Raw genomic sequence first — 11,794 nt, 5'->3', positions numbered from 1 at the left:
CCCGCCGCTGTGCGCCTCGCTCGGCGGCCGGGCCCGTCGGCACGTGCTGGCCACCCACGACGTGCGGCACACCGCCGAGCAGGTCGCGGACGTCTACCGCGACCTGCTCGGCCCATGGCCCGCCGCCGAAAAGGCGGCTCTGTCCACAGCGGCCGGGCGCGCGAGGGCTCGCGGCGCCGAGAGCCCCGGACAAAAGGGGAGTCCCATCAGCTCGTGCGAGCCGGGCGCCCCTTCTGTTCGGGGCTCCGAGCACGGCCGGCCGCTCGACCCAGGCTGTGACGCCGGGGCGAACCAGGCGGCACAGCGTGTCCAGCCCACCGAGCACAGGGAGTCGAAGCACTCGTGACCGCGGAATCCACAGTCCCCTCACCCGGCGTACCCCCACGAGAACACCCGTCCTCACCGGTCTCGGTCATGCCGCCGCGCGGCACCGCCGCCGGTTTCCCCTTTCCCCCCGCGCGGCCCCCGGCACGGCCGGCCTCACCGGTGCCGCTGCTCGTCGCGGACGGTGTCGCCGCCCTGCTGGGGGTCCTGGCGCTGTCCGAGGCCGAACGCCACCCGCCGGCCGTCGCCCTGCTCGTCGTGGCGTCGCTGCTGCTGCGCCCGCGCGACGGCAGACCGCCGGTGCCGGCGCTGCTGGAGGAACTGCCCTCCGTGTGGGGACGCGTCGCGGTGGCCTGGCTGGCGCTCGCGGCACTGGCGGCGGCGTACCGGCCGGAGCACCCCCTGTCCCTGCGCACCGTGCTGACGGGCCTCGTCCTGCAGGCCGCGGCGGGCTGCGCGCTGCGCGGCGTCGTGCACATGCGGCGGCGCGCCGCGCTGCTGCGCCACCCGCACACCGCGCTCCTGGTCGGCCCGGTGGCGAGCGCGCAGCGCGTGGCCGCCGCCCTGCTGCGTCATCCCCGGTGCGGTGTGCGGCCGGTGGGGATCGTCGCCGAGCAGCCGGACGGCACGGAGGGCCTGCCGGTGCTGACGACCGACGAGGAGGTCAGGCGCGCGGTCATCCAGAACGGGGTGCGGGCGGTGCTGGCCGTCCATCCCTCCGTACGCGCCGAACAGGAGCCGCTGCTGCGGTCGTTGGCCGCCTCGGGCTGCGCGGTGTGGGAGATCGACCCGCACTGCCCGTCGTACGCGGCGCGGGAGCGGCTGGCCGGGTTCCCCTGCCGGCGTCTGGACATGTCCCCGGCGCGCCGCGAGGGCGTGGGCCGGCGGATGCTCGACATCCTGGTGTCGGGGACGCTGCTGCTGCTGGCCGGCCCGCTGCTGCTGGCGTGCGCGGTGGCTCTGCGGATCAGCGACGGGCCGGGGGTGGTGTTCCGTCAGGAGCGCATCGGCAAGAACGGAAGGCCGTTCACGCTGCTGAAGTTCCGTACCCACCGCCCGGTCGACGAGCACGAGTCGGCGACCCGGTGGAGCGTGGCGAACGAGAACGAGATGCGCCGGTTCTGCCGGATGCTGCGGCGTACCTCCCTGGACGAGCTGCTCCAGCTGTGGAACGTGCTGCGGGGCGACATGAGCCTGGTCGGGCCGCGTCCCGAACGGCCCTACTTCGTCGCGCAGTTCAGCCAGACCTACCCCGGTTACGCGACCCGCCACCGGATGCGGGTCGGGCTCACCGGCCTCGCCCAGGTCCACGGGCTGCGCGGTGACACCTCGATCGAGGACCGCAGCCGGTTCGACAACGCCTACATCGACGACTGGTCGCTGTGGCAGGACATCTGCATCCTGCTGCGCACGGCGGCCGCGTTGGTACGTCCCACGGGGAGCTGAGCGACGTGAGCCTCGCCCTGACGGCGCCCTGGCGCCGGGTCGCCGGGCTGCCGCCCGTCCTGCCCGCGGTGGCCGTGCTCGCCCTGCTGGCCCTGCCGGTGACGTCGGCCGGCGCGGGACCCGCCGACGTGGCCTCCGGGCTGATGGTGGTGTACTGCCTGGTCCGTCTGGTGCGCGACCGGCGGCGTCCGCTGTCCCTCACGGCGGCCGTGGTGCTGGGCCTGCCGGTGGTGGGGCTCGCGCTCGCCGCCATGGGGGCGCCCTCGACGGCGGCCGGGTTCGACGGCCTCGGCCGCTATCTGCAGGTCTTCGTGCTCGTCCCGGCGGCGGTGCTGCTGCTGGTCCGCGGCCGGGCCGACTTCCGGCTGCTGGCCTGGTCGTTCGTGGGGCTCGCGCTCTGGCAGGGGGCCCTTGGCGTGCACCAGTACGTCACCGGGACCGGCGCCTCCTACCAGGGCCAGGAGGTCCGGGCGGTCGGCACCTTCGGGGCGCACGACGTGATGGGCATGGCGAGCGTGGTCGCGCTCGGCCTGGTGTGCGCGGTCGGCATCGCGCTGGGCCGGGGGCCGGTGCGGCAGCGGGCGGCCGCCGCCGGCTGCGCGCTGGTCCTGCTGCTGCCGCTCGCGCTGTCCTTCAGCCGGGGCGCCTGGATCGCGACCGCCCTGACGTGCGCGGTGCAGCTGGTGCTGGCCGGGGTGCGGCGCGCACTGAAGGCGGTCGCGGTTCTCGCCGCGGCGGGGGTGGTCCTGGTGGGCGGGTTCGGTGTCGGTACGGCGCTGCTGCAGGAGCGGATCGACTCCATCGCGCGGGTCGCCGACGCCCCCGACCAGTCCGTGGTCGACCGGTACACCCTGTGGGCGTCCGCCACCGGCATCTGGCGCGAGCACCCGCTGACCGGCGTCGGGCTGAAGGGCTTCCCCGAGCACCGTGACGGGCACGCCACCCTGGCGCTGTCGTCGGGCGCCGAGATCGCGGGCGCCGGATCGGCATACCAGCGGCAGGCGCTGCTGTCGCCGCACAACATGTACCTGCTGGTGCTGAGCGAGCAGGGCCTGGTCGGGCTGCTCGGACTCGCCGGGAGCTGGCTGGCGCTGCTGGTGTGCGCGCTGCACGGGCTGTGGCGGTCGCGCGGGCGCGGGCCGGTGCCCGACTGCGCGCTCGTCGCCTGCGGACTGCTGCTGTGGCTGCTGACCGACTTCGTCTACGGGGACATCGGCGGCCCCTCGACCGTGCTGACCGGCATGGCCCTGGGGCTGGTGGCGTGGTGGGCGCTGGCCGGCGGGGAGCGCGGGGACACCGTGCCGCCGGGCGGGACGCCGGAGCGCGTCGAGGAGGTCGTGGCCCGATGACGGTGAGGCCCTCGCACACCCCCGGACCCACGACCGGCGGCGCGGCGACCGTACCCCCGGCGCGTGCCGCCGCCACGGCCGCGGAGGGAGCCGAGGCGACCTCGGCGTCCCGGAAGTTCCTCGCCCGGGCCACGCTCGTCACGGCGGCGCTGTCCATCGCCGGCTCCCTGCTCGGTCTGGTGCGCGACCAGGCGCTGGCGCGGCTGTTCGGTGCCGGCAGCGACACCGACGCCTTCCTGGTGGCGTGGACCGTGCCGGAGTTCGCCGCCACCCTGCTCATCGAGGACGGGCTGGCGCTGGTGCTGGTCCCGGCGTTCAGCCTGGCGCTGGCCCGCCGCTCCCGGGGCGCCGCCGGGGATCCGGTGCGGGCCCTGGTGGCATCGACCCTGCCCCGGCTGTGCCTGGCCCTGGCCGCGGTGGCCGCGCTGGTCGCCGGCGGGGCTCCCTACCTGGTGCGGGTCCTGGCACCCGGCCTGCCCGACCCCCGCCTCGCCGCCGACTGCACCCGGCTCACCGCGACCTGCGTGCTGGCCTTCGGGCTCGCCGGGTACTGCAGCGCCGCCCTGCGCGCGCACCGCCGCTTCTTCGCGCCCGCGGCGATCTACGTCGCCTACAACGCCGGCATCGTCGCCGCGATGTTCCTGTTCGGCGCGCGCTGGGGCGTGCGTTCCGCGGCGGTCGGGGTCGCGGCGGGCGGCCTCCTGATGGTGGCGGTGCAGGTCCCCTCGCTGTGGCGGCAGCTGACGTCGCGCCGGCCGGCGCCCCGTCCGGCCGGCGAGGACATCGAGCCGCGGCCGGTGCAGGTCGCCCTGGTCGCCGCCGTACTCCTGTTCGCCCTGTGCCGGCAGTCGCAGGTCCTCGTCGAACGCTTCCTCGCCTCCACCCTGCCCGCCGGGGCCATCTCGCACCTGAACTACGCGCAGAAGGTCGCCCAGATCCCGATGACGCTGTCGCTGATGCTGTGCACCGTCACCTTCCCGGTGGTCTCCCGGGCGCTGGCGGAGGGCGACACCGAACGGGCCCGCAGCCGGGTGGAGCGGGATCTGGCACTGGCCTCCTGCCTGGTCCTGCTGGGCATGTGCACCGTGGTCGCCTGCGCCCCGCAGATCACCGAACTGCTCTTCCAGCGCGGCGCGTTCACCGCGGACGACACCGCCGCCACGGCGGACGTCATGCGGGTGTACGCCCTCGGGCTGCTGGGCCAGACCCTGGTGGGCGCCCTGGTCCGCGGCTACTTCTCGGCGGGCCGGCCCAGCTGGTACCCGGTCGGCGCGATGACCGCCGGCATCGCCGTGACGTCGTGGGTCGGCGCCGCGACCGTGACCCCCTGGGGCGTGGCCGGCATCGCCGCCGCCAACGCCCTCGGCATCACCGTCACCGCCGCCGTGCTGCTCGCCGGTCTGCGCGCGGGCCGGCAGAGCGACCCCCACAGCCTCTCGATCCGCGTCAGGCGGGTACTGGCCGAGCTGAGCAGGCCCGTGCGCGCCGCGATCGTCGCCACCGTCGCCGGAGCGTTCGTCGCGAGCCGGCCGGACTCCCCGGTGGCGGGCCTGACGGCCGGCTGCCTGACCGTGATCGCCGTCTTCGTCCCGCTCACCTGGGCCCTGGGCGACCAGGGCTGCGCCTCCGCACTCCGCTCCGTACGCACCGTCACACGAAGGCTCACACATGGCCGCTTCCGTTGATCCCGTCGGCACCGGTGACCTCCCCGTCACCGGCAGGCCCTCCGTCCCGCGCCCCGGCCCGCCCCCGTGGGTGGCGATGTACCACTCGGTGGGCGACTGCTCCGACGACCCGTACCGCATCACGGTCACGCCCGAGCGGCTCGGCCTGCAGCTGGCCTGGCTGCGCCGGCGCGGACTGCGGGGCGTCTCCGTCGCCGAACTGCTGGCCGCCCGTGCCCGGGGCGGGGGGCGGAACCTGGTCGGGCTCACCTTCGACGACGGGTACGCCGACTTCGTCACCGACGCCCTGCCGCTGCTGCGCCGCTGGGGCTGCCGCGCCACCCTGTTCGCGCTGCCCGGACGGCTCGGCGGCGACAACGCCTGGGACCCGCTCGGCCCGCGCAAGCCGCTGCTGACCGCGGACGGCATCCGGCGCGCGGCCGCCGAGGGCATGGAGATCGGCTCGCACGGCCTGACCCACGTCGACCTGACCAAGGCGGACGACCTCACCCTCAAGACCGAGCTCGTCGAGAGCCGCGCGCTGCTCGAGGAGCTGACCGGCGTCCGCGTCGACGGCTTCTGCTACCCCTACGGCACCATCGACGCCCGCGCCGTGGACGCCGTACGGGAAGCGGGCTACGCCTACGCCTGCGCCATCGACCCCGGCCCGCTCACCGGCCCGCACGCCCTGCCGCGCGTGCACGTCGGCCAGGACGACACCTCCTGGCGCCTGCACCTCAAGCACCGGCTGCACCGGCTGCGGCGGCGTCCGGTGGAGGGGCTGTGACATGAAGGCCGACATGAAGGCCCTGCACATCATCACCGGCCTCGGCGTCGGCGGGGCCGAGCAGCAGCTGCGCCTGCTGCTGCGCCACCTGCCCGCCGACTGCGCCGTGGTGACGCTCACCAATCCCGGCGCGGTCGCCGAGGGCCTGGCCGCCGACGGGGTCCGCGTGACGCACCTGGGCATGGACGGCAACCGCGACCTGGCCGCGCTCCCCCGCCTGGTCCGGCTGATCCGCGCCAGCGGCTGCGACCTGGTGCACACGCACCTGTACCGGGCCTGCGTCTACGGCCGGCTCGCCGCCCGCCTCGCCGGGGTCCGCGCGGTCGTCGCCACCGAACACTCCCTGGGCGACTCGCAGATGGAGGGCCGCAGGCTGACGGCGGGGGTGCGCGGGCTGTACCTCGCCAGTGAGCGCCTGGGCTCGGCGACGGTCGCCGTCTCCCCGGCGGTGGCCGACCGGCTGAAGCACTGGGGCGTGCCCGCGCCCCGCATCGAGGTCATCCCGAACGGCATCGACCTGGACCGTTTCCGCTTCGACCAGGAGCGGCGCGAGCGCACCCGCGGGCACCTCGGCCTGCCCGAGGACGCGTACGTCGTCGGCGGGGTCGGCCGGCTCGCCCCGGGCAAGCGGTTCGACGTCCTCGTCCACGCGCTCGCCCGGCTCCCGGACGACTGCCGGCTGCTGCTGGTGGGCGGCGGCCCCGAGGAGCGGGCCCTGCGCCGTGCGGCCCGTGCGGCCGGTGTGGCCGGGCGCGTCCTGTTCACCGGTGAGCGTCCCTACCTCCCCGACGGCTCCTCCGGCCCCGACCTGCCCTCGCTCGTCTGCGCGATGGACCTGCTCGCGTCCCCGTCCGAGGAGGAGGCGTTCGGCCTGGCGGCCGTGGAGGCGCTGGCCTGCGGCCTGCCCGTGCTCTACACCTCCTGCCCGGCCATCGAGGACCTGCCACCGCCGGCCGCCGCCGCCCGCCGGGTGCGCGGCGGCCCCGAGGCGTACGCCCGTGCGATCGCCGAGGCCCGCGCGGCGGGCCCCCGGCCGCGGACGGTCCCCGAGGCCGCGCGCCGCTACAGCATCACCCGCAGCGCGGCCCGGCTCATGGACGTGTACGCGGCAGCGGTCGCCGGCTCGTCGCCATCCCCCTCACCTCTGGTCTCGCCCCTGGGAGCAAGCCCCTCATGACCGACACCCCGACCCGTCAGCGCCGCCTGTCCCTGGACCGCCTCAAGAAGCTGCGGCCGCCGTCCTGGTCCGTGCTCGCGGCGGGCGCCGTCCTCGGCGGCCTGTGCGGCGGCGCGTACGGCGTGCTGACACCCCCGACCTACACCGCCACCAGCTATGTCGTCGCCGTGCCGACCGCGAAGTCCGACTCGGGCGCCGCCCTCGGCTTCGCGCAGGCCTACGGCCGGGTCGCCACCCAGCTCACGGTGCTGATCGACGCGCAGGACAGGGCGGGCGTGCCGCTGCGCACCCTGCAGCGGAGCGTGCAGGCGGCGACCTCGCCGGACGCCCCGATGGTCTCCGTGTCGGCCACCTCCTCGCGTCCGGTGCTGGCCGCGGACATGGCCAACGCCGTCTCCCAGGCGCTGATCCGGCAGGCGGGCACCGCCCAGGACAGCACCCGGGTCCAGCTCGTGCAGTTCTCGCGGGCGGTCAAGCCGACCGAGCCGACGTCCGCCTCCGCCTGGGTGACCGCCCTGGTGGGCGCGAGCGCGGGTGGGCTGCTGTGCGGTCTCGCCCTGCTGGTGCGGCCCCGGCGCAAGGACCAGGAGGACGCTCCCGCCCCCGCCGCCTCGGTGCCCGGCCCGGCCGTCGCCGCCGACGCCGGGCAGCGGTGACGGCCGTGCGCGGGCGGCGCGCGCCGGTGGCGGCGGCCCCCTGGGCGGGCCGGCCACCACCGGCGGGGACGCTACTTGCCGTCCGGTCACCAGTCGAAGCGGACGCAGAGCCTCCCGCCGAGCCAGCGCTCCACCCAGCTGCCCAGGTCCACCGGCGTGCAGCCCTGCGGGGGCGGCGGGGCGGCGGGCTTCGGTGTGGGAGTGGGCGTGGGCGTCGGGGCCGGCTCGTCGGTGCGGCCGAACAGGACGGACCGGTAGACCTCGGACGACTTGGGATTGGCCGTGCACTGCCACACACCGTGCGGACAGTAGTCGGTCAGCGTGTTGTAGAGCGGCTTGTGCGCGTCCATCCAGGCGAGCATGCCCCGCATCCATTCGGGATTGTCGCCGTTGCGGAAGAGTCCCCATTCGGGATAGGAGATCGGTTTTCCGTGGGCCTTCGCGAAATCCACATGTGCCTGCAGCCCGTAGGGCTCCTTCACCTGCTCCTCGAAGGAAAGCCCGGACGGCTGGTCGTAGGAATCCATGCCGATGATGTCGACCGTGTCGTCACCCGGGTAGCACTGCGTCCAGGCGACGGCGTCCCGGCCGCGGTTCGGCGTGAAATCGAAACGGAACTTCTGGCCCGGCACCGACCGCATGGTGGTGACGATCCTTCTCCAGTACTTCTTCCACGCCTCCGGGTCCGGCCCGCAGCGGTGGGTGTACGTGGTGCCGTTCATCTCCCAGCCGAGCACGAGGACCGTGTCCGGCACCTTCAGCCGCACCAGCCGCTCGGCGAGGGCGCGGAAGTGGTGGTCGAACTCCCCCGCCGCGCCCTGCCGCACCAGCTGCCTGACCTCGCCGTCGGGGACGTCGCCCTCGTTGCGCTCCTGCAGGGGGACGTTGAGGACGAGCATCCGGTCGGGCCGCTCGTTGCGCCAGCGCGCCCACGCCTGGAGGAAGCCGGCGTCGCCCTCGATGTCGCTCCAGGTCTCGCCGGGCAGGTAGGTGTGGCCGACGCGGAGCTCGGCACCGCCCAGCCAGTCGCTGAACTCCGGCATGCGGGCCACACCACGGGCGTCGGAGCTGAGGAAGGCGCCGAAGGCCGGGATGTCCTCGAGGGGCACCAGGATGTTCGGCACGGGCGGCTTCGGCAGCACGGGAACGACCAGGGGCGTGGGGACCGGCGGCGTGAAGGCGGGGGCGGCCGGGGCGGTGGGTACGGCGGGGGCGGCCGGGGCGGTCACCGCGGGTGCCGCGGGTGCCGCGGGTACCGCGGGTACCGCCGGTGTCGGCACCGGAGCGTGAGCACCGGCGGCGCGCACCACCTCCACGCCCGCCGCCGGGCCGGCCGCCAGGGTGGCCAGCCCGGCGACCACCGCCGCGCCCACGGCCAGCCGGCGGACCCGGGCCCGTTTGTGCTCTGGGGTCATGCCTGTTCCTTTCCTCGCTCCGGCCCTGCATTCCTTTTTGCTTCCCGATATTGACGGACCGTCATATGAAGTCAGGCACAGGAAAGCTCATGGCGCCACCGCCGTCGCGGCTTTCGAGTGCCTCTCTCGCCCGTACGGGTGAGCCGAACCAAAAGAAGAGGAAATTCGTGCCGTTGCTCGACACCCGTGTCCCCGCGGTTCTGCTGCGGATCGACCGGAATCCCTTTCACCACGGAACACTGGGCGCCGTGCGCTCGCTCGGCAGGGCGGGAGTGGAGGTGCATCTCGTCGCCGACGCGGCGGAAAGTCCCGTCCACGCGTCGCGTTATGTGCGCGAGGTGCATCCCCCGCCGCTCCCGGGGGCGTCCGCCGACGACGTTCTCGCCGTGCTGCGCCGTGTGGCCGACCGGGTCGCGCGCCCCGCCGTGCTGGTCCCGCTGGACGACGCGAGCGCCATCGCCGCGGCCCGGATGCGGGACGTACTCGCCCCCTCCTACCTGCTGCCCGAGATGCCGGGCACGCTGCCCGAACGCGTCGCCGACAAGGCGGAACTCGCCGCCGTGTGCGCCTCCGCGGGCGTCCCGCACCCGGTGACGCTGATCCCGGACAGCCCGGCGCGGGCCGCGGCGGACGCGCGCCGGCTCGGGCTGCCGCTGGTGGCGAAGTGGAGCCGGCCCTGGCTGCTGCCCACCGGCAGCGACCTGCGCAGCACGGTGCTGGTGCGCTCCGAGCAGCAGGCCCGGGAGCTGTATCTGCGCACCGAGGAGGCGGGCAGCCCACTGCTGCTGCAGGCGTACCTGCCGCCGGGACCGGACCGCGACTGGTTCTTCCACGGTTACGCCGACCGCTCGGGCACCGTGCGCGCGGGCGGGGCCGGACGCAAGCAGCTGGCCTGGCCGCGCGGCGCGGGGCTGACCGCGGTGGGCCACTGGACGGCCAACCCCGAGGTGCGGGCGCCGGCCGAGCGGCTCACCGGCGAGCTGGGCTACCGCGGCGTCTTCGACCTCGACTTCCGCCGCTGCGGGGCGACGGGCCGCTATCACCTGCTCGACTTCAACCCGCGCCCCGGCGCCCAGTTCCGGCTCTTCGCGGACAGCGCGGAACTGGACGTCGTACGCGCCCTGCACCTGGACCTGACGGGCCGTGCCCTGCCGGACGGGGCCCCGAGGGTCGGGCGGGCGTTCGTGGTGGAGAACTACGCGCCGCTCGCCGCGCTGCGCACGGCGCCGGGCGGCCGCGAACTGGCCTGGTACGCCCGGGACGACCGCGCTCCCGGGTGGGCCATGTGGGGCCTGTGGTGCCGCCATGTGTCCCGCCGGCTGCGGCAGCGGCTGGGCTCCACGGCGGCGCTGCCGGCACCGCGCCCGGTCCCCCGGGCGGCCCCCGGCTCCGCTCCCCCCTCCTCCCCCTACTCCCCTTCCTCCCCTCCCTCTGTGACCGACAACGAGAAAGCGAGCAGTTGATGATGTACGACCTTGTAGTGGTGGGCGCGGGACCGTACGGTCTGTCGATCGCGTCCCACGCCGCGACCGCGGGGCTGAACCTGCGCGTGTTCGGCCGGCCCATGGCGTCCTGGCGGGACCACATGCCCCGCGGCATGCTGCTGAAGTCGGAGCCGTGGGCGTCGAACCTGTCCGACCCGCACGGACGCTGGCGCCTGGACGCGTACTGCACGGAGCACGGCCTGACGGCGCGTCACGCGGAACCGATCTCGGTGGAGGACTTCGCCGCGTACGGCCTGTGGTTCGCGCGCCACGCCCTGCCGGAGGTGGACGAGCGCCAGGTGGCCCGGGTGACGTCCGGGCCCGGTGGCTTCACGGCGGTCACCGAGGACGGGGAGACGGTGCACGCGCGCACGGTGGCGCTGGCGGTCGGTGTGATGCCGTTCGTCGAAATTCCCCAGGCGCTGCGCGGACTGCACCACTCGCTGGTGTCGCACAGCAGCGACCACAGCGACCTCGACCAGTTCCGCGGCAGGGACGTCACGGTGATCGGCGGTGGCCAGGCGGCGCTGGAGACCGCGGCGCTGCTCGCCGAGCAGGGCACGCGCGTGCGTGTGCTGGCGCGGGCGGACCGGCTGGTGTGGAACGACGTGCCACCGCCCTGGGAGCGTCCCTGGTGGCAGTCGGTCCGCTCCCCGCACAGCGGCCTCGGCCCCGGCTGGCGGAACTGGTTCTACTCCGAGCGTCCCAACCTCTTCCGGCGGCTGCCGGAGCAGACCCGGGCGCGGATCGCGACCACGGCGCTGGGACCGGCGGGCGCCTGGTGGGTGCGGAACCGGGTGGAGGGCTCGGTGGACGTGCTCACCGGCCACGAGGTCGCCGCGGCCCATGCGGTATCGGGCGGCCTGCGGCTGGAGGCGGTGAGCCGCGGGGGCGGCACACGCACCCTGGAGACCGAACACGTCGTCGCCGCCACGGGGTTCCGGCCCCTCTGCGACCGGCTCGGCATGCTCTCCGCCGACCTGCGCGTGACGCTGGCGACCCTGCCCGACGGCTCCCCGGAGGTCGGGCGCGAATTCGAGTCCTCCCACCCCGGCCTGTTCCTCGCCGGCCTGGTGACCGCCTCCGGGTTCGGCCCGGCCATGCGCTTCGTCCAGGGCGCGCCCTTCACGGCGGCGACCCTCGTCCGCGGGGTGCGCCGCCGGCTCAGGACGACCCCGACGGGCGGGACGATCCCCGTACCGGGAGGCAGCCGCAGCGGCTCACCGTCCCCGGTGCACGGCTGACGCGGGCTCCTCGCGCGACTCGCACGGCTCGCACGATTTGCGCGGCTCGTGCGGCGGCCCGCTCCCGGACCGGCCGGGACCGCCTCGTACGGCGGCCCCGGCCGGTTCGGACGGGTCGTGTCCGGCACCCGGTGACGGCTACCGGAGGGAGGCGGCGCGGCCCCGGCGGTACATCATCAGGCCGCCCGTGATCAGCGCGGCGCTGGCGGCCGAGGCCGCCAGCAGCGCCTTGCCGCCGGTCTCGGCCA

At 75.3% G+C, this 11,794-nt stretch carries 9 protein-coding genes and 1 pseudogene; 9 read left to right on the top strand and 1 reads right to left on the bottom strand.

The window, feature by feature from the left end; all coding sequences use genetic code 11:
* From RH94_RS43780 to RH94_RS18170, 7 genes and pseudogenes are all read left to right on the top strand, one after another.
* Positions 1-346: pseudogene (locus RH94_RS43780) on the top strand (hypothetical protein); the annotation flags it as partial.
* Complete coding sequence (locus RH94_RS18195) at positions 343-1,770, top strand: exopolysaccharide biosynthesis polyprenyl glycosylphosphotransferase (RefSeq protein WP_073948623.1); 1,428 nt, start codon at positions 343-345, stop codon at positions 1,768-1,770. The pseudogene RH94_RS43780 and the gene RH94_RS18195, both read left to right, overlap by 4 nt.
* A 5-nt stretch (positions 1,771-1,775) precedes the next feature.
* Positions 1,776-3,119, top strand: a complete 1,344-nt coding sequence (locus tag RH94_RS18190) for an O-antigen ligase family protein (RefSeq protein WP_073948622.1) — start codon at positions 1,776-1,778, stop codon at positions 3,117-3,119.
* Positions 3,116-4,804 (top strand): murein biosynthesis integral membrane protein MurJ, encoded by a 1,689-nt coding sequence (gene murJ, locus RH94_RS18185; protein WP_073948621.1) that lies wholly within the window; start codon positions 3,116-3,118, stop codon positions 4,802-4,804. The genes RH94_RS18190 and murJ overlap by 4 nt, the downstream gene beginning before the upstream one ends.
* Positions 4,788-5,570, top strand: a complete 783-nt coding sequence (locus RH94_RS18180) for a polysaccharide deacetylase family protein (protein WP_073948620.1) — start codon at positions 4,788-4,790, stop codon at positions 5,568-5,570. Before murJ ends, RH94_RS18180 begins: the two co-directional genes overlap by 17 nt.
* A 13-nt stretch (positions 5,571-5,583) precedes the next feature.
* Complete coding sequence (locus RH94_RS18175) at positions 5,584-6,747, top strand: glycosyltransferase (protein ID WP_199880993.1); 1,164 nt, start codon at positions 5,584-5,586, stop codon at positions 6,745-6,747.
* Complete coding sequence (locus RH94_RS18170; protein WP_073948618.1) at positions 6,744-7,403, top strand: YveK family protein; 660 nt, start codon at positions 6,744-6,746, stop codon at positions 7,401-7,403. Before RH94_RS18175 ends, RH94_RS18170 begins: the two co-directional genes overlap by 4 nt.
* An 86-nt stretch (positions 7,404-7,489) precedes the next feature.
* Here the strand turns inward: RH94_RS18170 and RH94_RS18165 are convergent, their stop codons facing one another.
* A complete protein-coding gene (locus RH94_RS18165) occupies positions 7,490-8,818 on the bottom strand; it encodes a glycoside hydrolase family 26 protein (RefSeq protein WP_073948617.1) in 1,329 nt (442 codons plus the stop codon).
* Between the two features lie 167 nt (positions 8,819-8,985).
* On the opposite strand from RH94_RS18165, the gene RH94_RS18160 reads away from it, so the two are divergent.
* Positions 8,986-10,281: a carboxylate--amine ligase gene (locus RH94_RS18160; protein ID WP_073948616.1), complete on the top strand. Its 1,296-nt coding sequence runs from the start codon at positions 8,986-8,988 to the stop codon at positions 10,279-10,281.
* A gap of 2 nt (positions 10,282-10,283) precedes the next feature.
* Positions 10,284-11,546 carry an FAD-dependent oxidoreductase gene (locus RH94_RS18155; protein ID WP_073948636.1) on the top strand — a complete coding sequence of 421 codons (1,263 nt, stop codon included), beginning with the start codon at positions 10,284-10,286 and terminating at the stop codon, positions 11,544-11,546.
* Positions 11,547-11,794: the final 248 nt, after the last annotated feature.

The sequence above is a fragment of the Streptomyces kebangsaanensis genome, from assembly GCF_001906585.1.
In the GTDB taxonomy this organism is placed as follows: domain Bacteria; phylum Actinomycetota; class Actinomycetes; order Streptomycetales; family Streptomycetaceae; genus Streptomyces; species Streptomyces kebangsaanensis.
This window is presented reverse-complemented; position numbering and strand designations above follow the sequence as displayed.

Excerpts from the sequence above, each read along its gene's own strand:
- murJ (WP_073948621.1), top strand. The coding sequence starts at position 3,116 with ATGACGGTGAGGCCCTCGCACACCCCCGGACCCACGACCGGCGGCGCG.
- RH94_RS18180 (WP_073948620.1), top strand. The coding sequence starts at position 4,788 with ATGGCCGCTTCCGTTGATCCCGTCGGCACCGGTGACCTCCCCGTCACC.
- RH94_RS18175 (WP_199880993.1), top strand. The coding sequence starts at position 5,584 with ATGAAGGCCCTGCACATCATCACCGGCCTCGGCGTCGGCGGGGCCGAG.
- RH94_RS18170 (WP_073948618.1), top strand. The coding sequence starts at position 6,744 with ATGACCGACACCCCGACCCGTCAGCGCCGCCTGTCCCTGGACCGCCTC.
- RH94_RS18165 (WP_073948617.1), bottom strand. The coding sequence starts at position 8,818 with ATGACCCCAGAGCACAAACGGGCCCGGGTCCGCCGGCTGGCCGTGGGC.
- RH94_RS18155 (WP_073948636.1), top strand. The coding sequence starts at position 10,284 with ATGTACGACCTTGTAGTGGTGGGCGCGGGACCGTACGGTCTGTCGATC.